The sequence below is a fragment of the Chelativorans multitrophicus genome (assembly GCF_011317445.1).
GTDB lineage: Bacteria > Pseudomonadota > Alphaproteobacteria > Rhizobiales > Rhizobiaceae > Chelativorans > Chelativorans multitrophicus.
This window is the reverse complement of record NZ_JAAAPL010000001.1, coordinates 469,749-496,450: the sequence shown is the minus strand read 5'-3', so window position 1 is coordinate 496,450 and position 26,702 is coordinate 469,749. Positions and strand designations below refer to the sequence as shown.

Annotated in this window: 26 protein-coding genes; 9 read left to right on the top strand and 17 right to left on the bottom strand. The window is 62.2% G+C overall.

The window, feature by feature from the left end; translation table 11 throughout:
- Positions 1-117 precede the first annotated feature (117 nt).
- From GNP00_RS02540 to GNP00_RS02520, 5 genes are all read right to left on the bottom strand, one after another.
- A complete protein-coding gene (locus GNP00_RS02540; protein WP_166015709.1) occupies positions 118-1,467 on the bottom strand; it encodes a chloride channel protein in 1,350 nt (449 codons plus the stop codon).
- Between the two features lie 251 nt (positions 1,468-1,718).
- Complete coding sequence (locus GNP00_RS02535; protein ID WP_011580387.1) at positions 1,719-2,669, bottom strand: tripartite tricarboxylate transporter substrate binding protein; 951 nt, start codon at positions 2,667-2,669, stop codon at positions 1,719-1,721.
- A 300-nt stretch (positions 2,670-2,969) separates the two neighbouring features.
- Positions 2,970-4,145, bottom strand: coding sequence for a 2-methylaconitate cis-trans isomerase PrpF family protein (locus GNP00_RS02530; protein ID WP_198139709.1), 1,176 nt, complete (start codon positions 4,143-4,145; stop codon positions 2,970-2,972).
- A gap of 48 nt (positions 4,146-4,193) precedes the next feature.
- Positions 4,194-5,078, bottom strand: coding sequence for an NAD(P)-dependent oxidoreductase (locus tag GNP00_RS02525; protein ID WP_011580389.1), 885 nt, complete (start codon positions 5,076-5,078; stop codon positions 4,194-4,196).
- Positions 5,079-5,092: 14 nt separating this feature from the next.
- A complete protein-coding gene (locus tag GNP00_RS02520; RefSeq protein WP_011580390.1) occupies positions 5,093-6,049 on the bottom strand; it encodes a peptidyl-alpha-hydroxyglycine alpha-amidating lyase family protein in 957 nt (318 codons plus the stop codon).
- 164 nt (positions 6,050-6,213) lie between these two features.
- Between GNP00_RS02520 and GNP00_RS02515 the strand changes: the two genes are divergently transcribed.
- From GNP00_RS02515 to GNP00_RS02500, 4 genes are all read left to right on the top strand, one after another.
- Complete coding sequence (locus GNP00_RS02515) at positions 6,214-6,741, top strand: thiamine pyrophosphate-binding protein (RefSeq protein ID WP_011580391.1); 528 nt, start codon at positions 6,214-6,216, stop codon at positions 6,739-6,741.
- Positions 6,742-6,748: 7 nt separating this feature from the next.
- A complete protein-coding gene (locus GNP00_RS02510; protein WP_041544571.1) occupies positions 6,749-7,333 on the top strand; it encodes a thiamine pyrophosphate-dependent enzyme in 585 nt (194 codons plus the stop codon).
- 65 nt (positions 7,334-7,398) lie between these two features.
- Positions 7,399-8,835, top strand: a complete 1,437-nt coding sequence (locus GNP00_RS02505; protein ID WP_343034307.1) for an NAD-dependent succinate-semialdehyde dehydrogenase — start codon at positions 7,399-7,401, stop codon at positions 8,833-8,835.
- A gap of 95 nt (positions 8,836-8,930) precedes the next feature.
- Complete coding sequence (locus GNP00_RS02500) at positions 8,931-9,713, top strand: SDR family NAD(P)-dependent oxidoreductase (protein WP_011580394.1); 783 nt, start codon at positions 8,931-8,933, stop codon at positions 9,711-9,713.
- Between the two features lie 198 nt (positions 9,714-9,911).
- Here the strand turns inward: GNP00_RS02500 and GNP00_RS02495 are convergent, their stop codons facing one another.
- The 10 genes from GNP00_RS02495 to tcuA all read right to left on the bottom strand — a co-directional run bounded on the left by GNP00_RS02495 (position 9,912) and on the right by tcuA (position 20,359).
- On the bottom strand, positions 9,912-10,889 hold the full coding sequence (locus GNP00_RS02495; RefSeq protein ID WP_011580395.1) for a DMT family transporter: 978 nt from the start codon (positions 10,887-10,889) through the stop codon (positions 9,912-9,914).
- Positions 10,889-11,875 carry a peptidyl-alpha-hydroxyglycine alpha-amidating lyase family protein gene (locus tag GNP00_RS02490; protein WP_011580396.1) on the bottom strand — a complete coding sequence of 329 codons (987 nt, stop codon included), beginning with the start codon at positions 11,873-11,875 and terminating at the stop codon, positions 10,889-10,891. The genes GNP00_RS02495 and GNP00_RS02490 overlap by 1 nt, the downstream gene beginning before the upstream one ends.
- A gap of 23 nt (positions 11,876-11,898) precedes the next feature.
- Positions 11,899-12,672: an HpcH/HpaI aldolase family protein gene (locus tag GNP00_RS02485; RefSeq protein ID WP_011580397.1), complete on the bottom strand. Its 774-nt coding sequence runs from the start codon at positions 12,670-12,672 to the stop codon at positions 11,899-11,901.
- Between the two features lie 23 nt (positions 12,673-12,695).
- Positions 12,696-13,724: a 2-hydroxyacid dehydrogenase gene (locus tag GNP00_RS02480; RefSeq protein WP_011580398.1), complete on the bottom strand. Its 1,029-nt coding sequence runs from the start codon at positions 13,722-13,724 to the stop codon at positions 12,696-12,698.
- A gap of 168 nt (positions 13,725-13,892) precedes the next feature.
- Positions 13,893-14,840 (bottom strand): tripartite tricarboxylate transporter substrate-binding protein, encoded by a 948-nt coding sequence (locus GNP00_RS02475; protein WP_011580399.1) that lies wholly within the window; start codon positions 14,838-14,840, stop codon positions 13,893-13,895.
- 24 nt (positions 14,841-14,864) lie between these two features.
- Positions 14,865-15,263 carry a VOC family protein gene (locus tag GNP00_RS02470; protein ID WP_011580400.1) on the bottom strand — a complete coding sequence of 133 codons (399 nt, stop codon included), beginning with the start codon at positions 15,261-15,263 and terminating at the stop codon, positions 14,865-14,867.
- A 293-nt stretch (positions 15,264-15,556) separates the two neighbouring features.
- Positions 15,557-16,240, bottom strand: a complete 684-nt coding sequence (locus tag GNP00_RS02465) for a GntR family transcriptional regulator (protein WP_011580401.1) — start codon at positions 16,238-16,240, stop codon at positions 15,557-15,559.
- Positions 16,241-16,382: 142 nt separating this feature from the next.
- Positions 16,383-18,053 (bottom strand): thiamine pyrophosphate-binding protein, encoded by a 1,671-nt coding sequence (locus GNP00_RS02460; protein ID WP_011580402.1) that lies wholly within the window; start codon positions 18,051-18,053, stop codon positions 16,383-16,385.
- Positions 18,050-18,814, bottom strand: a complete 765-nt coding sequence (locus tag GNP00_RS02455; protein WP_011580403.1) for an RraA family protein — start codon at positions 18,812-18,814, stop codon at positions 18,050-18,052. The genes GNP00_RS02460 and GNP00_RS02455 overlap by 4 nt, the downstream gene beginning before the upstream one ends.
- Positions 18,815-18,841: 27 nt before the next feature.
- Positions 18,842-20,359 carry an FAD-dependent tricarballylate dehydrogenase TcuA gene (tcuA, locus tag GNP00_RS02450; protein WP_011580404.1) on the bottom strand — a complete coding sequence of 506 codons (1,518 nt, stop codon included), beginning with the start codon at positions 20,357-20,359 and terminating at the stop codon, positions 18,842-18,844.
- A gap of 287 nt (positions 20,360-20,646) precedes the next feature.
- Here tcuA and GNP00_RS02445 point away from each other — a divergent pair, with 287 nt between their 5' ends.
- The 5 genes from GNP00_RS02445 to GNP00_RS02425 all read left to right on the top strand — a co-directional run bounded on the left by GNP00_RS02445 (position 20,647) and on the right by GNP00_RS02425 (position 25,136).
- A complete protein-coding gene (locus tag GNP00_RS02445) occupies positions 20,647-21,774 on the top strand; it encodes an Ldh family oxidoreductase (protein WP_011580405.1) in 1,128 nt (375 codons plus the stop codon).
- Positions 21,775-21,929: 155 nt separating this feature from the next.
- Positions 21,930-22,382, top strand: coding sequence for a tripartite tricarboxylate transporter TctB family protein (locus GNP00_RS02440; RefSeq protein ID WP_166015707.1), 453 nt, complete (start codon positions 21,930-21,932; stop codon positions 22,380-22,382).
- Between the two features lie 9 nt (positions 22,383-22,391).
- Complete coding sequence (locus GNP00_RS02435) at positions 22,392-23,918, top strand: tripartite tricarboxylate transporter permease (protein ID WP_011580407.1); 1,527 nt, start codon at positions 22,392-22,394, stop codon at positions 23,916-23,918.
- Positions 23,919-23,985: 67 nt separating this feature from the next.
- Entirely contained in the window at positions 23,986-24,534 is a 549-nt protein-coding gene (locus tag GNP00_RS02430; protein ID WP_011580408.1) for a thiamine pyrophosphate-binding protein, read from the top strand.
- Between the two features lie 2 nt (positions 24,535-24,536).
- On the top strand, positions 24,537-25,136 hold the full coding sequence (locus GNP00_RS02425; protein WP_011580409.1) for a thiamine pyrophosphate-dependent enzyme: 600 nt from the start codon (positions 24,537-24,539) through the stop codon (positions 25,134-25,136).
- Between the two features lie 46 nt (positions 25,137-25,182).
- Here GNP00_RS02425 and GNP00_RS02420 read toward each other — a convergent pair whose 3' ends face one another.
- Both GNP00_RS02420 and GNP00_RS02415 read right to left on the bottom strand, forming a co-directional pair.
- Entirely contained in the window at positions 25,183-25,554 is a 372-nt protein-coding gene (locus tag GNP00_RS02420; protein ID WP_011580410.1) for a DUF4440 domain-containing protein, read from the bottom strand.
- Between the two features lie 33 nt (positions 25,555-25,587).
- Positions 25,588-26,697, bottom strand: coding sequence for a mandelate racemase family protein (locus tag GNP00_RS02415; protein ID WP_011580411.1), 1,110 nt, complete (start codon positions 26,695-26,697; stop codon positions 25,588-25,590).
- Between the last annotated feature and the right edge of the window lie 5 nt (positions 26,698-26,702).

Genomic DNA, 26,702 nt, shown 5'->3' with positions numbered 1-26,702 from the left:
CCCGCGCCTGGTCGCCTAGGTGCGGGCGGTGGGCGTTCTTGACCTTTTTCGAAGCAGCTGCCGGCTAAGTGAATGAAACACCTGCTGATGACGGACCTGGCAGGACGCGGCTGATATTCAGGACCTGTCATCAACCGCCTTGTTTGCTCTTTGCCGCCGCAGCACGTCGGCAATGAACAGGCGCGACAGTGCATGGTAGAGCGGCTCCGGCGAAACAAGCCGTGCGGTTCCATAGCCGAGCATCGAGGCGGTCATAAGGGGAATCACATTGGCATGGTTGCCTGTCATTTCCAGGATGATGACGAATGCCGTCATCGGCGCCTGGACAACCCCGGCAAAATAGCCTGCCATTCCGAGGACGGCTGCCAGACCGATGTCAGCGCCCAGAATCACGCCGAGAGTTGATCCCAAGCCTGCCCCGACCGAGAGCGAAGGCGCAAAAAGACCTCCTGGAATACCCGAAACGGTCGAGGCAAGCGTCACGACGAGCTTTGCGGCAAAAAACGATACGGGCAGGGCGTTTCCTTCCACCGCGTCGCGAGCCTCGGCGTAGCCGGTGCCGAAGGTCAACCCTCCGGTGGCCACCCCTATGACGGCGACAAACATGCCACTTAGCGCTGCTACGATAAGCATGCGTCGGAAAGGATCATGCGGTTGCCAGCGCCGGATGCGCCTTGTTAGGCGCAGCGTGAGGTAGGAGAAGCTTGCCCCAAGCGCACCGCCGATCACGCCGCAGGAGACTACAATCGGCCAGTCGCCGGGGAATGTCGCGCTGCTGTGAGCGACGCCGAAATAGGTGTAGTTTCCAAGGATCCCCAGGGACGCCACGCCCGCCAGGATGACCGCCGAAAGCACGAGCCCGTTGGTTCGGGACTGGTAGGTCCGGCTCATCTCCTCGATTGCAAAGACGATGCCGGCGAGGGGAGTGTTGAACGCAGCAGCGATCCCGGCCGCCGATCCGGCCAGAATGAGGCCGCGTGCCCGCGCCATGCCGCCCCAACGCGCCGCCTGGAGCATCAGCGATGCACCGACTTGCACCGTTGGCCCTTCGCGTCCCACGGAAGCGCCGCAGAGCAGCCCTGCAACCGTCAACAGGATTTTTCCCGCGGCCGTTTTCAGAGACAGGATTTGACCGACCTCAACTTCCTCACGCAGGTGCCGGGCGGCGATGGTTTGCGGAATGCCGCTACCTTGCGAACCCGGAAAGAAGCGCCAGGCCATCCATGCGCATATGACGAAGCCGCATGGCGTCACGAGGATCGGCAAGAAGCGAAGCCATCCCTCTACATTGATGGCATGGGCAAAAATTGTTTGGGCTTCGTCGGCAAGCCTGGCAAAACCCACACTGATGATGCCGATCGCAATGGCGCCGGTCCAGAAGACCAACCGTGGCTTCCAAAGACGTGGAGAAGCTACGAGTACGGACGAACGCCTTATCAGGCCAGTCCTTGATATGCGTCGTCTCACATTTTCTCCAAGGGAATGGAGCTTGGCTGAATGAATGGGGCGGGTACTCAGCTTGTATCCGGATGCTGCCCGGGTTGGAAGAGTTAGATGCACTCCCCCGGTCTCGCCCCATCCATGATGGCGACGCGAAAATCTGTTGGCGCGCGCGCGCGTTCTAAACCGCCAATGGCCTCGCCGCCGAGATGAGGGCGATGCGGGAAATACTGCAGCGACTAGAAGCGACACACAAACGCTTTGCGCAAGGATAGCCACTATTTGATCCAGGGATCCTCCGCCCAAAGTGCCCGCAGGAAAGTGTCGTCCTTTGTAATGTAGTTCCTGGTCTCGTCCGCGCTCATGACGACCAGGGGAACGGATCGCTTTTTGGCATCGGCGATGAAATCCGGGTTCTTTCCCACCTCCTGAAGGCAGGAGGACCATTTCTGCTCCACCTCCTCGGGAATGCCCTTGGGCGCGGAGATCACATGGTTGGAACCGGAGACGACGTCATAGCCCTGCTCCTTCAGGGTCGCCACCTCGGGCCAAAGCTCGACCCGCTCCTCGCTGGCGACCGAGATCGGCCGGATCGAGCCCTTGAGCGTCGCCGCTTCGGCGTGGGACATGGCGGTAATGTCGATATGCCCGCCCATCAGGGCGTTGCGGACCGTGGGCGAGTCGTTCATGGGAATATAGGTAAAGTTCAGCCCCGTTGCCTTCGCCACCTGGATCAGCATGAAATGGTCGTCGCCGCCCAGCGCCGACATCCCCACATTGACCGCGCCGCCCTTGTCCTTTGCCATCTGCACGAGGTCGGCCACCGATTGCAGAGGGCTGTCTTCGCGCACCACGATCGTGCTTCGGCCGCCGACCAGCGCCCCGAGAAAGACGAAACTGTCCAACTGCCACGGCACCTCCCCGGAAATCGCGTTCGTGTAGACATTGGGCGTGTTGGTGCTGCCGAGCGTGTAGCCGTCCGGGTACGATTTTGCGAGCTCGGCCATGCCCAGGATCGCGCCGCCTCCCGGCTTGTTCTGCACGACGATCGTTCCGCCCAGGCACTGTTCCATATAGGGTTGCCAGGTGCGTACCCCGATATCCGTGCCCCCTCCCGGTGAATAGGGCACAATGAAGGTGATCGGGCCTTCAGGATACTCGGCATGGGCGGGAAGGACGAGAAGTCCGGCCGCCGCCACGAAAGACGCCATTGCACATATTGCTCGCATCGGTTCCTCCCAAGAAGCGAGTTGACCCTCCCTTGCCGGGCCGATTCTTCGGCCCGTGCGAAAACCTCTCCGTGACCGCGCGCTGTGGCGGCGGCCTATCGAATCTCTTTCGTATTTTATTGTAGACGTTTGTATACTATTGTAGTCTGGCGCAAGTTCGCAGGCCGCGCAAGTGGTAGTTTCGATCTTGCATTGCGCGGCGACGACCAATCAGCCGCTGGACGGTAGGTTCACCGTCGCATTCACCGCATCATCACGAATGGGACCCCTGCATTGCGCTTTGGGGGCGCCGAAGCCGGGCTATTCTCGCGGAACCAGCACTTCGCCCTGGAAGAGCCGGCGCGCGGTCATGATGGTACCCGCCATCTCGGCATAGGGCCCATCCGGCGTTTCCCGAACCGTCGCGGCAATCGACCATGCTCCGCTGGGATGGCCAACGATGATATCGCCGCCGTCCCTTGCTTGCCCGCTCAACATCCTGTTCGGCACGCTGCCAGGCAAGCGGCAGGCGACGGCAAGGCAAAGCGCCGTCGTTATCGGAACGGCGCGGTGTGGCCGGCCCCTGCCGATCATGCGGATAAGAATATCGGTCTGGTCGGATCGGAAGGGCTGGCCCGAAAGGGCCGTATACGCTTTGGGCGGCGCGACGAAGGCGATGCGCGGCAACGATACGGCGCCGGCGGCCGCAAGATCGGGTGCGGCACCGGCCTTGACCGTCACATGACGGCGGATCGTCTCGACCCGGTCGAGGAAGCCGGGTTTGGCTTCGATTTCCTCCGGCAGTTCCGTCCCGGTGAGCCCAACCGCCTCCGCATCCACGAACATGACCGGATTGGCCGCATCGACGAAGCTGAAGTCGATCCGGCCGATGCCGGCCACCTCAACCGTGTCGGTGATGCCGCCCAAGGGCAGCAGGCTTCCGGTATGCGCTCCGCCTGGCGCCTGGAACTCCAGCCTGACCGGAGCGCCCGTGCCGGCAATGCCGTCCACGGCAAAGTCTCCACGGACGGCCGCCTTGCCGCCGCGCGTTGGAAACCGCGAAACAATGATCTTGTTGGCGTTGACGTCGCGGATGCGCACGACCGCCTCGCCATCGGCAGGCGCCTCGACGAGCCCTTCGTCTATGGCAAAGGGGCCCATGGCGGAAGCCATGCTGCCGCAACTGCCGTTGTAGTCGACGCGTGCTGCAAGGACCTCCACCTGCCCGAAAGTGTAGTCGATATCGGCGCCCGGAGCCTTGGAACGCTCGATGATGCAGACCTTCGACAGGGAGGAAAGCCCGCCGCCCATGCCGTTCAACTGCCGCTCATTGGGGTCGGGCGAGCCCATTGCTGCCAGGAAAATCCGATCCCGCGCTTCCCGGCTCTCCGGCAGGTCGCGCGCGTGGAAGACGATCGCCTTCGATGTGCCGCCGCGCATGAAGACGGCGGGGATCGCGATCTGATCCGGCGTGCGGATTTCCTGCATCCTGTTCATGACCTCCTCCTTGGAGCACGGTCTGGGCTCAACCATTGACGGTGAACGTCACGTTCCGCCCTTGTCCGTCAGCACTTTCAGGAGTTCGGGGTATTGCGCCTTTGGATCATAGGGCACTTTGGAGAGCTTGGCGTAGCCGTCCGCGATCCTCTCCGAGATGGCGGTCGACATATAAGGCTCCAGCCCAAGGCCCTTTACCGTCGCGGCGGATTCCTTCATCTCCGATACACGGCGCGCGCCATGCTCATGGGTCCGCTTTAGGTAATGCGAGGTGAGCTGGCGCCAATCGAGGCCTTTGAAGGTGGTGTTCACCGAATCGAGAATGCGCTCCGTGACACCCGCCGTTTCCGCCGCGACCATGCTTTCGAGGATGAGCGCTTCCACGCCCTTCATCATCACGCTGCGGATCATCTTTACGGCACAGGCCTGCCCGATATTCTCGCCGATCGCCTCGCTGTTCATACCGGCTGCATTCAGCTTGTCCGCCGCTTCGCCCGCGCGGGGGCCGGCAAGCAGGATGGGCACCTTATGGTTCTTCGGCCGGACGGCATCCATGATCGCGCCTTCGACACAATCTCCGCGGCCTCCTCCAGCGATGACATCCGCCACGCGGCGCTTGGTATCAGGGGAGACGGAATTGAGGTCGATATAGATCTGCCCCTCGGCAAGAAGCGGCGCCACCGATTCAGCCACCTTCACCGCCACTGAACCCTGCACGAGCGAGAGCACGATGGGCGATTCGTTGATTGCCTCGGCGGCCGACGGCGCCAGGAAGACATCCAGCTCCGCTGCCTTGGCCTCTAATACCGGCGCCTGCGCCGGATCATTGGAGCGAATATCGTAGACGGAAAGCCGCTCGAGGCTCCTTTCGGCTTTGAAGCCGAGCGCCATCGCCTGCGCGGCCTCGCCGAAACCGATGAACGCAAGTTTCATATCCGTTTCCTCGTCTAGAGCCTGGTCAATTTGCTGAGAACGTGGATCGGCTCGGGCACGGGCTTGCCGGGATTCATATGGCCCCAAGCCGTACGCGCGACCTCGCCGACATAGATCGATCCTTCCGAATCGACCGCGATCCCGTGCGGAGACATGAATTCGCCCGGACCGTTGCCGGCATGCTCCCCGCCGAGCTGGGCCAGCGGATTGCCCTTGTTATCGAGGATGCTGATGCGTGCGCCGAGATTGGGCACGTTGCGGATGACGCTCATGGTCGGCCCTGTCTCACCCACATAGCAAAGGGGGCACCGTCCGGGCGGCATGTAAAGCGCGCTCGGGCGATGCAGGTTGTTCCACTGGGTCTCGTAGCGGCCTTCGCTGTCGAAGACCTGAATGCGGTGGAGCTCGCGGTCCGCCACATAAACCCAGCCGTCCGCATCGCAGGTGATGTTGTGCGGCAGGCTGAACTGCCCAGGACCCGTACCCGGCGAGCCCCAGCTTTTCAGATAACGGCCGTCGGGCGTGTATTTGTGCACGCACGCATTGCCATAGCCGTCCGAGACGAAAATGTCCCCATTGGGCGCGCAGGCCGTGTGGGTGCAGCGGCAGAACGGCCTTAGACTCATATAAGGGGAGGGAGCGCCGGGCACGCCGATCGTCATCAGCACCTTGCCATCGAGCGTGCATTTGCGCACGGTATGGTCGCCGTCGTCGGTGCAGAAGATCGTGTCGTCCGGCCCGATATGCACCGCATGCGGGCGGGTGAAAACGCCTTCGCCCCAGGAGGTCAGGAAATTCCCCTCGCGGTCGAACACGACCATCGGGTGTTCGCCGCGATTGAAGACATAGACGCGGTCCTTGGCGTCGACGCCCACGCCGGCGACTTCGTTCAACGACCACCCGTCCGGCAAGCGGCCCCAGCCGCGCTCGACCTTGAAGCGGTATTCTCCGTTTCCCAAGACGACTGTCATTGCTCCTCCCGCTACCGCTCGCCAATACTTGTATTTTATAGTCGACGCGCGTATACAATCAATCGCGAAAATGGGATGCGGGCCGAAGGAGCGGCGTTCAGGGGCCGAAGAGCGACCGGACGCATCCTGTTGCATAATTTTGACTGAGGAGGACCGGGGCAGGAATGTCGGACGAACAGAGCCAGGCGGCATGGCCGCACACGATCTACCGCCTCCTGAAAGAAGCGAAGGTGGCGCAGGTCTCCTTTGTGCCGGACGGCGGCCATAAGCAGCTCATCCAATACTGCATCGACGATCCCGATATGCGCACGATCTCGCTCACCACGGAGCAGGACGGCGTCGGACTTGCGACCGGAGCCTGGCTCGGCGGCGTGCGCAGCACGCTCCTCATGCAATCGAGCGGTGTGGGCAACTGCATCAATGCGCTGTCGCTCCTGAGGAACTGCCAGATACCCTTCATCACCTTCGTCACCATGCGCGGCGATTTCGGCGAGACAAACGCCTGGCAGATCCCGATGGGGCAGAGCGTGAAGCCGGTTCTGGAGGAGATGGGCATGATCTGCCTGCGCGCCGAAACGGCCGGGGACGTGGAGGAGACCGTGCGTGCCGGCCTCGCCATGGCCTTTTCCGCTCAGCAGGCGATTGCCGTCCTGTTGTCTCAGCGCCTGATCGGCGCCAAGGTTTTCAAGTGAGATGCCCATGACCGAGAACACCCTCAACCGCCGCGAGGCCGTGAAGCGCATCCTGGCTGATCGTGGCGATACGCTCACCGTCTCTTCGCTCGGCGGGCCCTCCTACGACGTGGCTGCCATCCAGGTGGACTTCGAGCAGGATTTTCCGCTGGGCGGAGCCATGGGGCAGGCGACGATGACCGGCCTGGGCCTCGCGCTTTCGCAGCCAAAGCGCCGCGTGATCGTGTTCGCGGGGGATGGCGAGATGCTGATGAGCCTGGGTTCGCTCGCCACCATCGGAGCGGAAAAGCCGGACAATCTGGCCATCGTGGTGATCGACAATGAGCACTATGCCGAGACCGGCATGCAGCGCACCCACACCGGCCGCGGCATAGACCTTGCGGGTGTGGCGATCGGCTGTCAATTTCCTGTTGTGCGCACGATCCGCACATCGGCAGAATTGGAAGAGGCGACGCCACTGATCCGCAGGGCGCCCGGTCCGGTCTTCGCGCTGCTTAAGGTCAGCAACGAGGTCGGTCCGCTCTTTCCCCGCAACCGAGACGGCGTGTTCCAGAAGATGCAGTTCCGCCGCGCCTTGCTTGGCAGGAGCTGAAGGCCGATCGAAAGCATGATGTTCCATTTCCGCCGTCCGGCGGCACGAAACGAGGAGAAGACGACGTGGCGACGTACAAGGCACCCTTGATGCTGATCGGCGGTGAATGGACCAAGGGGTCCGGTGAGCCGAAGGAGGTCATCAATCCTGCGACGGAAGAGGTGATTGCGATGCTGCCCTCGGCAACGGAAGCCGACCTCGACCGCGCCCTTCAGTCGGCGCAGCGCGGTTTCCGGGAATGGCAGGAGCTCTCCGCCGAGCAGCGCTGCGACATCATCATGCGCGGCTGCCGGATCCTGCGAGAGCGGGCAGCCGAAATCGCGCCGTTGATCACGATCGAGCAGGGAAAGCCGGTCGAGGAGGCGAGGCTTGAGATCATCCGCGCTGCCTCGATCATCGAATGGGACGCGAATGAGGGCCGGCGCGCCTATGGCACGATCGTGCCGAGCGATCCCGGTTTCAATCGCTACGGCATCAAGCTGGCGATCGGCCCTGTGGCCGCGTTCACGCCATGGAACTTTCCGATCTCGTCGCCCGGTCGCAAGCTCGGCGGCGCGCTGGGTGCGGGCTGTTCCGTCATCATCAAGAGCTCTGAAGAAACTCCGGCCGCGACCTGCGCGCTGGTCCAGTGCCTGCTCGACGGCGGACTGCCGCCCGAGGTCATCAACATCGTCTCCGGCAAATCCTCGATGATCTCGGCCTATCTGATCGCTTCGCCGGTAATCCGCGCCATTACCTTCACCGGCTCCACGCCGGTGGGCAAGCACCTCGCCAAGCTCGCGGCGGAGGCGATGAAGCCCGTGGTGATGGAACTCGGCGGTCACTCGCCGGTCATCGTGTTCGACGATGTCGATGCCGACAAGATCGCCAGGCAGGCAGTTGCCGCCAAATTCCGCAATGCGGGGCAGATATGCACGGCGCCGACCCGGTTCATCATCCAGGAGAAGGCGCACGACGCTTTCGTCGAAAGCTTCGTCAAGGCGGCGAGTGCCATCAAGGTCGGCAACGGGCTCGAAGCGGACACGCAGATGGGACCACTTGCCAATTCGCGCCGGCTGAGGGCGCTGGAAGAGCTGGTGGCCGACGCCAGGGCTAAGGGCGCGACGGTGGCAACGGGCGGAAAACGCATCGGCAATCGCGGCTATTTCTTCGAGCCGACCGTTCTGACGGACGTTCCGGACGATGCCGACGTGGTAAATGTCGAGCCGTTCGGGCCGATTGCCCCCGTGGTCCGTTTCCGTGAGTTCGAGGAGGCGATCGAGATCGCCAACCGTCTGCCCTACGGGCTCTGCTCCTATGCCTTCACCAACTCCCAGGCCTATTCGCACGAACTGGCCCATCGGGTGGAAAGCGGTATCATGTCGCTCAACCATTTCGGCACGTCGCAGGCCGACACGCCCTTTGGCGGCGTGAAGGAAAGCGGCTATGGCCGGGAGGGCGGGTACGAAACTCTCGACGCCTTCATGATCACGAAATTCGTATCTCAAAAGATCACCGCATAGAGCGCACGCGCTCTATGCATTCGGTTTAGGTGCATGACCTTATCCGAAAAGTCTGCAACTTTTCGGGATCATGCTTTTAGGAAAGGCAAGCCGCCATGGAAGTCAGCCTCGCAGGACGCGCCGCTGTCATTACCGGAGGCTCCAAGGGCCTGGGGTTTGCCACGGCGAACCGCTTCGCCGCATCGGGCGCCGATGTGGCGATCCTGGCGCGGACGCAATCCACCTTGGACGAGGCTGTCGCGGAGATCAGCAAGACCGCCAAAGGCCGGGTGCTCGGCGTATCCTGCGACGTTGCAAAGGCGGCAGAGACGCAAGCCGCCTATGACAAAGTGGTGTCGGCCTTCGGCAAGGTCGACATCCTCGTCAACAATGCGGGCGAATCCCGGCTGGCGCGATTCGAAGAGATCACCGATGCCATGTGGCACGACGATCTCGAGCAGAAGCTGATGGGCGCGATCCGTATGACGCGCCTGGTCTGGACGCAGATGAAGGAACGGCGCTGGGGCAGGGTGATCAATGTCTTGTCGATCAACGCCAAGAACTCAAGACCTGGCGGCGCGCCCACGACCGTATCGCGCGCGGCGGGCCTTGCGCTCACCAAGGTGTTGGCAGGCGAAGGCGCGCCTTATGGCGTGCTCGTCAATGCGCTGATGGTGGGCAATATCGTCTCGGACCAGACCTTTCGCCGCCACAGGATGAGGACCGACGGCATAACGCTGGAGGAGATGGTCGCGGAGATCGGGAAGGATATTCCGCTCGGGCGCATGGGGCAGCCCGAGGAATTCGCGAATATGGCCTGCTTCCTGGCGTCGGACCTAGCGTCCTACGTGACCGGCGCCGCGATCCCCGTGGACGGCGGCAAGGCGCCGTTTATTTGATTGCCCTAATCCCGTGCGCGCCCCTCTTGCGATTTCTAACACTTAGCTTCGCTTCGCTTGGCTAAGCGATTGAAGTCGCTCCCCCTTGCGGGAGAGAACGCGTTTCCTGCGCTTGCAAGCGGGCTTGTCCCCGAGCAAAGTGCTTGGAAACGCAAGAGAGGGGGCAACTCTATCGAGTGGGTACACCCCGGACAAACATCACGGCCAGTGCCATTGCGCGGCCTGTTCCAGCCAGTCCGGCAGCGTCAGGTGATTCAATACGAACTCTGTGCTGAGCGACAGGAAGATCGCGCCCAGAAGCCCTAAGCCGGTGGCCACCCAGATCCGCCCGCCGATCACCTCGTGCTCCCGGTTGAGCATCGAATTGGCCAAGACGCGAAAGACCAGCGACAGGCGCTGAATGGGCATGACCACGGAAACCGGGGCGAGAGCCAGCGCCATATAACTCGTCATCTGCGACAGGCTGACAAGCACAGCCGCGGTGGAAAACCATTTGCCGGAGACGGGCTTGACTGCCGCGATGTGCGCCGCCAAGCCCGGCTTGAGCAGCGCCAGCGCCATGATCGCGGTCGCGGCGAGATAGGCGATGAAGCCTCCGGCGATGCTTTCGACCAGACCTCCTCCGTCCAGCGCAACTTTGACGAAGATCGGGCTCACCCCGAAGCCCAGTGCGGAAAGGAAAGCGAAATAGTAGCCCTCCACATAGTTCGGCTGGAATGTCGGCTTCGGGGCGTCGGGGCCTTGCGTGGCCATACGGGCGCGCAGCGATATGGCCGGCCCCAGGACCACGAGAAGGATGCCGAGGATGCGAAGCGGCGTCAGCGTCTCCCCGAGCACGATAATGGCAAGCACAAGCGATACGATGATGCCGAGCTGCTGTGGCGGCCCGACGAGATTGGCGCCCATAGCTTTGGTTGCACGGTAGTTGCAGTAGCGGCCCCAGGCGAAGTGCAGGAGACCGGCCGCGCAAAACAGCCAGAACGAGAAGGAAGAGAAGGAGAAAATTGCTTCGAGGCCGCCGATCAGGATGCTTGCGGCAAAGAAGATCAAAACGCCCAGCGAAAGCGACACCGCCATTCCCTGCGCCACGCTGCCGGTCAGCGCGCCGCGCCGGTAGGCAGCGTTGTTGAGGGCGAAGGTGACCGCTGCGAAAAGAGCGAGCAGGCTGCCGAGCATCAGCGGTCCGCGCCTGCCGCAGGGTCCGTGATCTTGGTCAGCCGGTGCATGCGGTGCAGATTGTCGGGTAGGGGCTCTCCCGGAAAGAGCGAGGGCCAGGCGCGGGTGCTCACTTCCCCCACGTAAAGATTGCCTTTGGAATCCACCGCAAGGCTGTGGGGAGAGAGGAATTGGCCTGGATTGCGTGGCCCCGTCGGCAATTCGCCGAAGCGGGCGAGCAGTTGTCCGTCATTGCTCATGATTGAGATGCGCGGGCCTAGATTGGGATTCTTGCGATTGACGTTCATATAGGGGCCGATCTCGCCCACATAGCAGATTGGGCATTTGCCGTGGCCGAGAAGCAGAGCGCTTGGGCGGTGCACGTTGTTTATCTGCGTTTCGTATTTCCCGTTTCCGTCGAAGACCTGGATCCTGTGGTTCTCCCGGTCGGCAACATAGACCCAGCCGTCTTCATCGCAGCAGATATTGTGCGGGAAATTGAATTGGCCGGGGTCGATGCCGGGCGCGCCCCAGGAAAGAATGGGTTTCCCTTCGGGGCTGTATTTATGAACCCGCGCATTTCCATAGCCGTCGGAGACATAGAAATCGTTCTCGGGCGAGACGGCGGTGTGCGTGCAGCGATGAAAGGGGATGCCGGACATGTAAGGAGACGGCTTGCCGGGCACGCCGAGCGTCAGGAGCACTTTTCCGTCCAGCGTGCAGCGGCGCACCGTGTGATCGCCGTCATCCGTGCAGAAGATCGTGTCATCAGGTGCGATATGCAGACCATGCGGATTGGAGAACACGCCTTGGCCCCAGCTATCCAGAAAATTGCCCTCGCTATCGACGACGATCATGGGATTGGGGCCGCGATTGAAAAGGTAGGTTCGGTCTCGCCGGTCGACGGCGAGCGCGGCGACGTCCCCCATGACCATGCCGGGTGGAAGCTTCACCCATTGCTCCTCGACCCGATAGGTGAAGTCGCCGCTACCAAGGATTACCCCCATGACCTGCCCTCCGGATCCCGGCTTCAGATGAGACTGCGAAGCGATGCCGTCCGCCGCTGGCCGGCATCGACCAGCATGGTGACGTCGTTTGCCGCAAGGATGAAACGGTATCCCATGTCAAAATAGACCTTGAGGTCTTCCGGTCTGCGCACCCCGCCGAGCCCGGCATAACGACCGTGCTTCCGGCAGGCTGCCGCGACGCGTTCGAACGCCTTTATGACGCGCTCGTTCATGACGTCGCCCGCTATACCCATGTCGAGGCAGAGATCGTTCGCGCCGATCATGACGACATCGATGCCGTCCACAGCCGCGATTGCCTCGCTATTCTCAATCGCCGTGATGGTTTCGAGCATGACGGCGATCAGAAAATCCTTGTCGAGTTGGGCAGTAAGCTCGCCCACCGGCACGGAGCGGAAATCGACATGCACCTGCATGGAGGAAATGGAGCGCCTGCCGGCCGGCGGATAGCGGAGTTGCCTGACGGTCTCGCGCGCCTGCTCCTCCGTATCCACATGCGGCAACACGATGCCCTGCGCACCGCCGTCCAGCGCCCGCGTTGCCATCCAGTACTGGTTTTCCGGTACCCGAACCAGCGGCGCTATTCCTGTCCCGAGGCAAGCGACGGAGATTTCGCAGGCCGTTTCGATCGACATCGAGTTGTGCTCAAGATCGAGGAACAGCCAGTCGAAACCCGCTGTTTGAAAGATTTTTCCCGTTTCCACGCTACGCGCCTGGCGCAGGACGACGCCGAGGGACAGCTCCTGCCGTCTTAGTCTTTCCAGAGCGAGGTTCGCCATCGTGGAATGCCTCTCGTTTGGGATTACACCGCCACCGGGCCCGCACCGGCGAACTGGCGCGGCTTGTCGGGGACCACAACGAGATCGGATTTGGGCAGCGCCTCGCCCCGGATCATGCGCAGCATGTTGCCGAAGGCGTGCTGAGCCACGGGCGCGACATTGTCCAGCACGCTGCCCGCCGTATGTGGCGTCAGCACCACGCTCGTCAGCTGGGTGAGCTTGCTTGAAGCAGGCAGGGGCTCGGGCTCGAACGCATCGAGGCCAGCCGCGAGCAACTGGCCGGACTGAAGTGCGGCCACCATCGCTTCCTCGTCGACCACGTCGCCGCGCGCGCAGTTCACCAAGACCGAGCCGCGCTGCATCTTGGCGAGCGCCGACGCATTGATGATGTGGTGATTGGCCGCTCCGCCGGGGCAGTGGAGCGTGAGAATGTTGCTCCTCTTTATCAGCTCGTCGAAGGAGACATAGGTAGCCTTGAGACGATCCTCGACCTCCGGCGGCGCGCGGAAGGGATCGTGGTAGATGATCTCGACATCAAAGCCCTGCAGGCGTTGCGCGACATTGCGGCCAATATTGCCGAAACCCAGGATACCGACCGTTTTGCCCGAAAGCTTGCGGCAGAGGGGGCGCAATTCGGTATAGATCCACTTGCCCTCGCGCATCGACTGGTCTGCGAGTGCCAGCCGCCGCAGCGCGGCCAGGATGAGCATGATCGTATGTTCGGCCACCGCGCCGGCATTGGAGCCGGCCGTAATCGCCACGTAGACACCTTGCCGCTCGGCGCCTTCGAGATCGATCTTGTCGATGCCGATGCCCCATTTGTGGACGAGCCTGAGCTTTGGCGATTCCTGCAGCAGCTTCTCGGTGATCGCGGTCGTCACCAGGCAGAAATCGCTCTCACGGATGAGCGGATGAGCTTTCTCTGTCGTATCCACCGAGAAGGAGAGATCGAATTCCGGCGGCGCCACTTCCTGTATGATGGCTTGGGCCTCCGGCCCGAAAGCACGGCCGACGACGGCGACTTTGAATTTGTTGGACGAGCTCATGGGCATGGTCTTCTCCGTCAGGTCTTCGGTCGTTAGCGGCACGCGCCGTTATCAAAGCGGCCCGGCAAGCCGGGACGCCCGTGGCCTCTGTTGCGATGCGGGGTGGGTGCCTGCTCCCCGCCGCCAAGGCGAAGACGTCTTTAGAACGGACGCCTTCGCCCTGCCTTGGAGGCGTCATTTGGTCCAGGGATCGCTTTCCCAGAGCGCCTTGATCGTTGCGGACTCCTTCTCGACCCACTCGGTGGTTTCTTTGGCGTCCATGACATTGAGGAGAAGCGACCGCTCCTTGGCGGCCTTCTGGAATTCCGGATCGGCCGCCACCTGCGATAGGCAGCCGGCGAGTTTATCGACAGCCTCCTGCGGTGTCCCTGCCGGAGCGCCGATCACGTGGTTCGATCCCCCGAGGACATCGTAGCCCTGCTCCTTGAAGGTGGGAACGCCGGGCAACTCGGGGCGTGGCTCCGCCGAGGCGACCGCGAGCGTCTGGAGTTCATTTTGGAACGACGCCACTTCGGTCATCGAATTGCCGGACACATCGACATGGCCGCCCATTACCGCGTTGCGCGAGGTCGCCGCGTCAGTCATCGGAATGAAAGTGAACTTCACCCCGGCCTGTTTCATGAAGTCGAGCATCTTGATGTGGTCGTCAGCGCCGAAATTGCTGACCGCCATGTTGATGTTCGTGCCGGACTTCGCGGCTTCCACCAGCTTTTCGAGCGTATCGTATTGCCCGCCTTTCTTGGCGTTGATCGTGACGATCGAGCCATAGATGTTGCCGAGGAACGCAAAGCTGTCGAGCTTGTACTTGGCGTCCGGCTTGGTGATCGTCCCTGCCGGGAAATTCGGCACGTTCAGCGCGCCGATCGTGTAGCCGTCGGGCGCCGAGGCGGCCAGTTCCGTGAAGCCTAGCTCGCCGCCCGCGCCGGGCTTGTTGACGAAGATGATCGGCTGTCCCAGGCACTCTTCCATGAAGGGGCCCCAGGTGCGGGCGCCCACGTCTGAAGTGCCGCCGGGACCGTAGGGAATGATGAAGGTGACGGGCTTTTCCGGGAATTCAGCCCAGGCCGGCGCCGCAATGGCGGAGAGCATAAGGCTGGCGACTAGAACTTTCAGTTTAGGCACGGATTTCCTCCCTTGGATCTGATCTTATTTCTTGGGCTGCTGCATCAGTTCGATGCGGAAGCCGTCCGGCGATTGCATGAAGGCGACCATCTGGCCGCCGCGCCCGGTGCGCGGTCCCTCGTTGAGGATGGCGCCCAGCGCGGACAAGCGCGCGACGTCGGCATGGATATCAGCGGAGTCGATGCCGAAATGCTCGAGCCCGAGATGCGGTCCGACAATAGCTTCGGGCAGCTTTTCGCCGTTCCGCTCACCGGAGAAATTCACCCGGAGAGCGTTGTCTTCCGTCATGCAGCGAATGAAGCGGTCACCGGTCTGCCGTACCTCGTCGGTGAGGATCATGAAGTTGAAAGCCTTCACGAACCAATCCGCCGATTGCTTCGGGTCGCGCGACTTGAAGTGAATGTGGTTGATGCGGAACGCCATGCTCTCCCGCCTTGTTCACAATTGCATGCAATTGTATACGACAAAAAACCGCAGGGGTGCAAGCGGGCTTTTGGGCCTTTATTTTATTGTTGGGCCGCTAATTTAGGATGGCACCTTCTGGTGTCGGGAATGCCGGCAATTTCAGCGGGCAGGCACTGTCGGTTTCTCTCTTAGTGGAGGAAAACCGGCTTCAAGCTTGTCACTGATGGGGCACGAATGGCTGACGGCAAATGCTCATGCCACGGCACCTTCTGATGCCAGGCTCGTTTTCTACAGATGGAAATCAGGGCCGCTTATCTGTCCATCAGCATGCGAAGGCGTGCGCGCTGAGCCTCGCGAATGTGTTGACGGCTTTCGGTTTCCGCCTTTTCGGCGTCGCGGGCCTCGATCGCCGCGATGATGGCGCGATGTTCCTTCGAGGCGGAGGAGTGACGTTCCGGCAAGCTGAAGGTGGTGTTTTGAAGCAGCGAGAGCGCATCCTCTAGACTGTTCAGCGCCTCGTGCATGTAGCGGTTACGCGCCGCCTCATAGATGACCCGGTGAAGGTTGTTGTTGATGCGGGCGAGCTTTGCCGGGTCGCCCTTCGACGCATCGAACTCATCCGCCAGCTCATGCATGATGGCGATCTCGGCCGGCAGGGCATGCTGGGCGGCGAAGCGGGCCGCCGCACCCTCCAGCACTTCGCGCATGGCATAGAGCTCCATCACCTGCTGGGTGTTCAGCTCCACGACAACAATGCCCCGGCCGGGCGCCAGCTCCACGAGCCGGCGGGCTTGAAGGTGCTGTAGCGCCTCCCGAACCGGCGTCCTGCTGACGCCGAGGGACTGCGCCACGTCCTCCTCGCGAATGCGGTCACCAGGCAGGATGCGCCCGGCGCGGATGCCTTCGAGGAGAGCCCGGTACACGAATTCGCCACGAGGTCCTCCGCGCGACGACAATGCATTCATCGTAGCTTCCTTGCCGCCAGACTTCGCCATCCGCCACCTGCACTCCGATTCCAAGGACAGAACGTTCTTCGTGGACCGTTGTATGCGATGTGGAGGGAAGCGGACCACATGTCAACTGGATGGCCGGGCGCAGCACGTTCTTTCTTGTCTTGCTTGTGGAATTCCCTTTTGTTTATTTGCGTGGATTGGCGGCCATCATGGCTTCAATATCTATCCTGAGTTCGAGCAGCGCCGGCTTTCCTGATTCCTTTGCTCTCTCAAAGGCCGCAGGGAAATCCGCGGTCCGCTCGACCAGCTCGCCATAGGCGCCATAGGCTTTCGCCAGCGCAACGAAATCCGGGTTGTTAAGGCCGGTCGCGAACACGCGTCCTGGGTATTCGCGCTCCTGGTGCATGCGGATGGAGCCATAGCTCGAATTGTTCACCAGTATCACGACCATCGGCAGATCATACCGGATCGCCGTGGCAAGCTCCTGGGAAGCCATGAGGAAACAGCCGTCGCCCGCAAAGCAGACCACCGTGCGGTCGGGATGAACGAGCTGCGCGGCGATCGCCGCCGGGAAGCCGTAACCCATCGCGCCGCTGGTTGGCGCAAGCTGCGTCCGGAATTTCCGGAAGACGTAGTAGCGGTGGACATAGCCCGTGTAGGTTCCGGCGCCATTTGTGACGATGGCATCGTCTGGGAGCGACTCCCTGAGATATTTCACCACCTCCGCCACGTCGATGGGCAGGCTGTTCGGCTTGGGCGTGATTTTCCGCTCATATGCGGCGCGTCCGTTGGCGATCCACTGTTCGCGGGTCTTCGAACCGGCCTTGATGTCGCTTACCGCCTCTGCGAAGTCGCGTGGCGTCGCACCGATCGCAAGATCGGCGCGGTAGACCATGCCGAGCTCTTCCGGCCCGGGATGGACATGCACCAGTTTCTGCGCGGGCTGCGGAATGTCGAGCAGGGTATATCCCTTGGTCGAGGCGTCGCCCAGGCGCTCCCCGACGGAGATGATCAGGTCCGAGGCTTTCACCATCTCCGCCAGCGCCGCATCGATGCCGAGGCCGAGATCGCCCACATAGTTCGGATGGGTGTTGTCGAACAGATCCTGACGGCGGAAGCCGACGGCGGCGGGCAAATGGTGCTTTTCGGCGAAGGCCTGCATTTGAGCCACCGAATGGGCATCCCAGCTGCCGCCGCCGAGCACCAGAAGCGGCCTTTCCGCCGCGGCCAGCATCTTCTCCAGCTCATCGAGCGCCGCTTTGCCTGGCGCGGCGCGGACAGGGGTGAAGGGGGGCGCCGGAGGATTCGGGCAGGGCTTTTTCAGCACGTCCTCGGGAATAGCAATGACCACCGGGCCCGCCCGGCCATTCACCGCAACATGGTAGGCGCGGCTGATGATTTCCGGGATGCGAGCCACGTCGTCGATCTGCACGGCCCATTTGGCGAACTTGGAATACATCGCCACATAGTCGACTTCCTGGAACGCCTCGCGCCCCAGGTCGCCATAGCTCACCTGGCCGACGAAATAGATGAGCGGTGTCGAATCCTGCTGCGCCGTATGCACGCCGACAGATCCTTGGGAGGAGCCCGGCCCGCGGGTGACGAAGCAGATGCCAGGCCGGCCGGTCAGCTTTCCGCTCGCTTCCGCCATATTCGCGGCGCTTGCCTCATGCCTGCACACGATGAGACGGAATTTATCCTGCACGTCGTGCATCGCGTCGAGCGCGGCCAGATAGCTTTCGCCGGGAACGCAGAAGGCAAGGTCTGCCCCTTGAGCGATAAGTGAATCGATCAGCACCTGCGCGCCCGTGCGTTCTTTCGTTCCCTGGGCGCCCTGATATTGATCCATGTTCATTTCTGCTTGTCCTGTGTGGGCATGGTGAAGGCGCCGGCGCGATTGGCAAGATCGGGAACAGGAACGCCGGCGGAGATATCCTTGTGCCGGCTTGCCTCGGCCGCCATGATTTCCTGGCAGCGTTTCAGCACCGCGGCAGCTTTATCCGGCGGAATGAAACAGATGCCCGTTTCGTCGGCAATGACAATGTCGCCCGGCGTGACCTGCACGCCGGCGATCTGCACCGGGAAATTAATCTGTACGGTCTGGATGCGCCATTTCCCGGTGAGCGGGGTCACGTCGCGGCTCCACATCGGATACCCGAGGGAGCGGCAATCGCCCACATCGCGCACGCCGCCGTCCACGATCGCGCCGATCTCGCCCTGCCGCTTGCCGATTGCCGCGGAGATGCCGCCGATATTCGAAACACCATGCACGCCTTCGATGACGAGCACGTCTCCCGGCTCGGCGAGATTATGGGCCTCAATCTCCGCCAGGCGGGAGATCTTTTCCGAGGCTCCTTTGTAGGGGCTGTCCTCCTGGACCACGTTGCGCAGCGTGAGCGCGCGGCCGACGATCGCGGCGGGCGCATAGATGGGGCGAAGCACCGATGCGCCGATGGCCTTCGCCACGCCCATTTCGTCCATCGCGTCAGAGACCACGCTCGAAGCATCCGCGCCAAGTGCGCGAAATCCTTCCAGAATATCCGCGGGGACTTTCGGCAGCTCGATTGCTCCGATCCCGGACGGATGGATTTTGCCGGTCAGGCGGCGGTCAGACATTGTGCACCTTCGTCTTCTCGGGGTTCGTCAAAGCGCAGTGGAGCGGACCTTCTCGCCGCGCGCAAGCGCTGCCCGCGCCGCGCTGCGCCCCGCCGTTCGGCCGAAGACGGCGCCGGCCATGAGGCCCGTTCCGCCCGGATAATTGAAGTAGAAAAGCCCGCCCACAAGCTCGCCGGCCGCGAAGAGGTTCGGCATCAGCTCATTTTCTGAGTCGATCACCTGCGCATCGGTATCAACCTTGAGCCCGCCGAAGGTGAAAGTCAGGCCGCATGTGACCTGGAACGCCAAGAACGGCCCCTGATCGAGCGTGTTGGCCCAGTTGGACTTGTTGATCTTGAGTCCCTGAGTGCACCGTCCGTCCTTCACGTTCGGATTGAAGGGCGTTTCGGTCTTGATCGCGGCATTGTATTCCTCCACCTCGCGGATGAAACGCTGGGCATCGTCGCCTTCCAGTTTCCCGGCAAGCTCCTCGATCGAATTGGCCTCGGCCTTTGTGACCTGCCTGATGCGGTACTCGTCGCGAAGAAGATGCACCACTTTCTGGTCGAAGATCTGCCAGGCGAATTGTTGGGGCTGATTGAGGATGATGCCGCCATATTTGGCATAGGTGTAGTTGCGGAAATCCGCGCCTTCGTCCACGAAGCGCTCGCCATTGGCATTGACCATGATGCCGAACGGGTAGCTGTGCTTCTGGAACCCGTCTCCCACATCGAGGTCGCCGAAGGGCGGCGCGTTGCGGTCCCATCCCACGGCGTGACCGCCCGACCAATGGCCCCACGGCATGGCGCCGGCGTCCAGCGCCATCCGAATGCCGTCGCCGGTGTTGAAGCGTGTCCCGCGAACCTTGGCCAGTTCCCAATTCTGGCCGAGATAGCGGCTGCGCCACTCGGAATTGGCCTGGAAACCGCCGCAGGCGAGCACCACTGCGCCGCCATGAAGCTTCGTAGTGCGCCCATTGATGCGCGCGACCACTCCGTGAACGCCGTCGTCGTCATGGATAAGCGACATCGCGCGGGCATTATGGAGCACCTTGATGCCCTCCTTGGCCGCGCGGCTATGGAGCGCCTCCACAAGGCCGGGGCCGCCGCCCCAGGATTCCACCGTCATGCCGCCCCAGAACTTGAACTTGCCGTCCACCTTGAAGGCCTGCCTGCCATAGATCGGCTGGAAACGCACACCTTTGGAGCGCATCCAGACCATCGTGTCGAGGCTCTTGGTAACAAGAAGCTCGGCCATGTCCGGGTCGGTCCTGTACTCGGTGATCCGGCCCATATCGTCAAAGAACTGGTCTTCTGTGAAGGTGCCGAAATCGGTGCGCGCGATTTCCTCTTCGGTCAGGTCCGGCATGACCTTCAGAAGATCGTCCAGCCCGGAATAGGCAAAGCGCATTCCGCCTGCCGTGAAGCGGCTGTTGCCGCCCCGTTCCGCTTCAGGAGCCCGTTCGAGCACCAGGACCGTGGCCCCGTTTTCGCGAGCGGAGAGCGCGGCGCACATCGCAGCGTTGCCTGCTCCAACCACAATCACATCATGAAAAATTTCAGTCATTGCCGCCTGCTGTGTTTTCGTCTTGCCATGCGCAATCTATCGTATACAAATGTATGCGCAAGTGTTTTTCTGCTTTTTCCTTTGGATGGTGGAGGAAGGGGAGGGAAGGGTTGAATGTCCGGGTTCTTCTGTATACGATTGTCGACATTACTATACGAGGCTGGCGGATGCGGCAAGCCGCTCACGCCTGACCGGAAAGGCGAAACAGCGCTCGGGGCGGGCTTTGCCATTCAGCGCGGCCCGTTCCCAATCTTCCCGCGCTGGATAATTGGAAGGAGTCGAGGCTGATGGCGTGCCCTTATCCTCAACACCGCCGGCAGATCGAAACCATTCTCCTGGCCTGGGGGATGCCCGAAGCCCAGGCCGCGCGCACCGCCGATATTCTTGGCTGGGCCGATCTCCACGGCGTTGAAAGTCACGGCATCTCCATGCTGGTGGAATATGACATGCGCTTTCGGGCTGGCCGCCTGAAGATGAATGCCGATTTCAAGGTGGTCCGCGAAACGCCGGTTTCGGTCCTGATCGACGGCGATGGCGGTATGGGGCACATTGCCTATGCAATGGCAGCCGACGCAGCGATAGAGAAAGCGAAGGCGAGCGGCATCGCCGTGGCTTCGGTACGCAATTCCTCGCATTTCGGCGCCGTCGGCTATTTCACCGAGCTTGCGGCCCGCGCGGGCCTGATCGCCATGGGCGCGACGAGCGCAGCCGGCATCCGCGTGGCGCCGACCAATGGCGCGGAAGCGAAGCTGGGCACGGATCCGCTGTCCTTTGCCGCGCCAAGCACCGACGAGAACCCTTTTCTGCTCGATATGGCGACTACCACTGTCGCCTATGGCAAGATTCGTAATAAGATGAACGAAAACGCTTCGATGCCGATCGGTTGGGGCACGGATAGCAATGGCGAGCCCACCACGGACCCCCTCGATGTGACGCGGCGTGGCGGCTTCATGTCCCCGCTCGGCGGCACGCCGGAAGGCGCGAGTTACAAGGGGTATGGTCTTTCTGTGATGGTCAATATCCTGTCCTCCTGCCTCTCGGGCTCAACCCTTATTACGGACCCGATGCACACGAAGAAGCCGAAGGGTTTCGACATTGGCCACTTCTACCTTGCGCTCGATCCGAAGCTTTTCCGGGATGCCGGCGAATTCGAAACCGATGTCGGCACGTTCTGCGCCGCCCTGCGCAACACCAAGCCGGTGGAGGAGGGAACGCCGGTCATGGTTGCCGGCGACCCGCAATGGAAAATGGCGGAGGAGCGGCTGCGCGAAGGTGTCCCGATAGGCAAGGGCCTGCGCGCGAAGCTTATCGCGGTGGCTGAGGCAGCGGGCGTGGAATGGCTGCTCGACGGCGCCGATGACGGCCCGAGCGGGCTGGCACCGGCGGGCAAACTGGAGCTTGCACGCTCAAAATGAGTGACGGGCCGCCATGCGGCGGCCGAAGTGAAAATCGTTCCCGTTGGGAACAGTCGGACCGCCCGGCAAAACAGGCGGAGCGTTCAGGGAGGAAGAATGCTGGGTATTTGCGCGATAGGCTCGGGATCGCCGTCGGCTTCACTGGGGAGGTTGCCATGATCGCTAAAGATACGGTCAGCTCGGTCGTTGTCTTTTTTTTCTCGCTGGGCGCGTTCGTGCTGGCGCAAAACTATGGCGGAGGCGCCGAACTGTTTCCCCGCGGCCTGGCGGTGATCATGATGATCGCTGCCGCGGGTATGTTTCTGCGCGCCGTCTTTTGGCCCGCTGCCATCCCGGAAGGCACCCCGAAAATGGAGCGGTCGGAGAGGGACGTCATCACGTTCTGCGTGATCGCGACGATCGGCTATGTAGCGCTGATCGTGCCGCTCGGTTTCGTGACCGCGAGCGTCGCATTCGTCATCGTGATGTCCTACGCGCTGGGGATGCGCAACCACCTGGTGATCTGGCTGACGGCCTTCTGCTTCGTCGGCGCGCTCTATTACCTGTTCGCCCACGTTTTTCACACCCCGCTGCCGAGGGATCTGATCCTCGAGCTGTTCGGGATCTAGGTGGACATCATGTTTCACGACATCTTCACCGCGCTGATCGAAATGATGACGATCGGAACGATCGTCGCCATGATAGCCGGCACCTGCCTCGGCATTTGCCTTGGCGCGCTTCCCGGCATCGGCGCCACCCTGGGCATTGCGCTGGCGATTCCCTTCACCTACGGCATGGGCCCGCTGCCTGCGCTGGCGCTGCTCGCCGGCATTCACAACGGCAGTTCGCAAGGGGGCGCCATTCCGGCGATCCTGCTCAACATGCCGGGTACGCCCGGCGCCATCGTGACGACGTGGGATGGTCATCCGCTGGCGCAGCAAGGCAAGGCTGGCGGCGCGATCAACCTTTCGGCGATGTCCTGTGCCGTGGGCGGCAGCCTGAGCGCGCTGTCGCTGATTCTGCTCGCGCCGCCGCTCGCTAAGGTGGCGCTGGCCTTCGGCCCGCCAGAGATTTTCTGGGTCAATGTCTTCGGCATCGCGACGGTCGCGGCCCTTCTTGGCAATGATCTGTTGAAGGGCTTCATAGCGGCCTGCTTCGGTCTGCTGATCGGCACCATCGGGCTCGACAATGTGTCGGGCCACGAGCGATACACCTTCGGCATGCTCGAACTCGTCAACGGCGTCGCCACGGTGGCGGTCATGGTGGGCATGTTCTCGCTCCCGCCTGCCTGGAACCTGGTCCGCCACGCCCGCAAACGCCAAAGCGCGGCCGCATCGATAAACAAGATCCGCATCGTCTCGGAAAAAATCTGGACCATCGCCGGCGTGTGGCGGGCCTGGTCGGTTGCGTCCTTCATCGGCATCATCAACGGCATCCTGCCGGGCTCGGCGATCGCCTCATTCATCGCCTACAACGAGGCAAAGCGCGTCTCCAAAAACCCGGAAAAATTCGGCAAGGGTAGCATTGAGGGCCTCGCAGCCGCCGAATGCGTGAACGCCGCCGACAATGCTTCCGCGCTGATTCCCACGCTGACCCTCGGGGTGCCCGGCAGCAATGTCGCAGCGCTGATGCTGGGCGCGCTGCTGATCCAGGGCTTCCAGCCCGGCCCGCAGCTTTTCCGCGACGCACCGAATATCGTCTACGGCTATTCGTGGGCGCTGGTGATCACCGCGCTTTTATTGGTACCGCTGGGTGGAGCGCTGGCGAGCCGCATCTTCGCCAATGTGCTGCGCATCCCGACGACGCTGCTGCTGCCGCTCATCATCGTAATTGCGAGCGCGGGCGTGTTCGCCTCGCAAAATTCGATGTTCGATGTCTATGTGGCGGCCTTCTTCGGCGTGGTGGGCCTGGCGATGATCCGCTTCGACTTCCCGATCGCGCCGGTAATCATCGGCCTCGTGCTCGGGGCGAAAGCGGAGTTCAACCTGCGTGTCTCGCTGATGATGTCGGCCGGCGACTACGGCATTCTCATCTTCCGCCCGATCTGCATCATTCTCATCATCCTGACCATTCTGATCGTTACGTTTCCGCTCTACCGCGCCTATCAGGATTGGCGAAAGCGCAGGGAAAGCGGCGGTGAGCGTCAGGTCTCGGCTGAGCAGTAACACACGGGAAGGCGGCGGCTTGCCCGCCTCCTGCTTGCATTTTGTAGAATAGATTGAGGAGCAAAGAATGAGTTCCGCGGAACCGGACGGTCAGCGCGCGTGGCATGAGATCATCAGGGACGTGCTTAAGGAAAACAATGTCAGGCTCGCCACCTATGTGCCGGACAATGTGCTTTCACCCTTGATCAGAGGGCTCCACGCGGACCCATTTTTCACCACCTTCTGCTGCGCGCGGGAGGAGGAGGCGGTCGGCGTCGCGACAGGGGCGTGGCTGGGCGGCACGCTCGGCGTGGTGCTGATGCAGACGAGTGGGTTTGCGACGCTGCCGAACGTGCTCGCCTCGCTTGCCGTGCCCTACCAAATCCCGCTTCTCATGATCATTTCCGAGCGCGGCACGCTCGGCGAGTTCAATCTCGGCCAGGCGATGGTCTGCCGCACAATGCGCCCGGCGCTTGAATCGATGGGCATCGAGAACCATACGCTGCGCCGGTTGGACGAGGTCGCCTTCGTCGTCGACCGGACCGTCAGCCAAGCCGTCTCCACCCAGGCTCCGGCCGCCATCATCCTGAACGCGCTGCTCACCGGCGGCAAGGTCGAGAAGAAGAGGGAGGTCTGATCATGCCGGAAAGCAACGAACGCAAGGTGATGAGCCGGGCCGACCTGACGAAGCGACTGGTCAGCAAACTCAGGAACGAGGAAGCCGTCGTCGGCGGTATCGGCTGGACGAATTTCGAGCTCTGGGGCGCCGGCCAGCGGCCGCAGAATTTTTATATGCTTGGCTCCATGGGCCTTGCATTTCCCATCGCGCTCGGGGTCGCGATCGCGCAGCCGAAACGCCGCGTCATCGGGCTCGAGGGCGACGGCTCGCTTCTCATGCAAGTGGGCGCGCTTGGGACCATCGCCAGCCGCAACCAGAGGAACCTCGTCATGATCGTCTGGGACAACGGCGCCTATCAGATCACCGGCGGGCAGCCTGCCGCCACCGCCACGGTTGTCGATGTGGTGGGGCTCGCCCGCGCCTCCGGCCTTGAAAAATCGTTTTGGGCGAAGGACGAGGCCCACTTCGAACAGCTGGTCGACCGCGCGCTTTCGGAGGAGGGGCCCTTCTTCATCGCCGTCAAGATCGATAGTGCCAAGCCGGCGGCCACCACGCACCGCGATCCCGTGCAGATCCGCGAGCGTTTCATGCGCGGGCTGGGCGTGAGGGAAGCGATTTAGCGGGGTTCCCACCCTTCCCACAAGGGGGAGGGTGGGCGCCTTTTCCTCAAATCTTCGTATGCTTCCAATAGAGCAGGCGCCAGCTTTCCGCGCTTCTGCTCCAGACGCCGAGAAATGCAAACTCGGTTACGCGCGTGTTCTGCCCTTCCTCGCGGGTGACGGAAATTTCACCCGACATCACGGCCGTGTTCTCCGTTTTCCGGACCAGCACGTTGCGCCGCTCAAATGCCTTCAGCTGGAATGCACCGGACGTTATGGAGCCGATATACGCCTTCTTGTCCTCCGTTCGTCCGCTGGCGTGGACGTAGAGAAAGTCGTCGGCCAGCAATGAGCCGAGCGCGGCCGCGTCCGCATTCGTAAGCGCGTTGCAGCGGGTGGCCTCAGCCTCCAGGATTTCATCCGCGATATTGTCCGCCACGTTCCCTCTCCTTTGTTCGGGTGCGCGTCCAGCTCAGGAAAGCAGCCCGATCTTTGATTTTTCGATCAGATCGAAGTCGATCTCGGCGCCGAGTCCCGGCCCCTTCGGCACATGGACGAAGCCGTCAGAGCCGACGGAAAGATCCACGACCAGCCCGCACTTCTGCGCTTCGTCCGGCAACACGACCTCGAAAAATTCCGTGTTGGGGATGGCGCAGAAGACATGCAGGTTTGCGACATTGTTGAGCGAATTCCCGCCGTGATGCAGCTCGTAATTGAGGCGGAAGGCTTCGGCGAGATGCGCTGTCTTGAGGCAGGCGGTGATGCCGCCCTTCAATGCTACGTCGCCGCGCAGCGCATCTGTCGCCTTTTGCGATACCCATGGCTCGTAAGCATGGAACGCGCCGGGTGAAAGCTCGGTCGCCATGATCTGGATTTCGAGCTTCTGCTTGAGCTTGGTGTAGTTGTAGATGTCTTCGAAGGGGAGGGGGTCCTCGAACCAGTAGTAGCCGAGTTCCTCCAGCTCCCTCCCCACCTTCAGTGCTTCGGCATAGGTGTAGACGCCGGTCGAATCGAACATCAGCCGATAGTGGTCGCCGACCACCCGGCGCACCGCGCGGGCAACTTTCAAATCCATTTCCCAGCCGAGGCGAGGCGGATGCACTTTATAGGCGGCGTAGCCATGTGCCTTCACCGTCTGGGCTTCTTCGACATATTGCTCCACCTCCGCCCAGCCGGGCGAACTGGCATAAGCCGGCGCCTTTTCCCTGAAGCCGCCGATCAGCTGATAAATCGGCAGCCCCGCCACCTTGCCTGCGATGTCCCACAACGCCACGTCGATGGCGCCGACGCAGCGCCAGGTGGAAAGTCCCGCGCGGCGGGCGAGATCCTTGTAAATTGCTTCGCGCTGGAGCGGGTCGCGCCCGACCACGACGGGCTTGAGCGCGATGATAAGCGAGGCGGCGTCGAGTTCCGCGGTGCGCACGGGCGATCCGAGGAAGGCATGGCCGTCGACCCCCTCATCGGTCGAGACCTTCAGCAAACCCATTGTCAGCTTGCCGGATCCGGGCAGGGTGTGCCGCCCGTACGAAGCCGGGGGGATCGGCTTCTCGAACATGGTGATCGTGACGTCGGTGATCTTCATGCGCT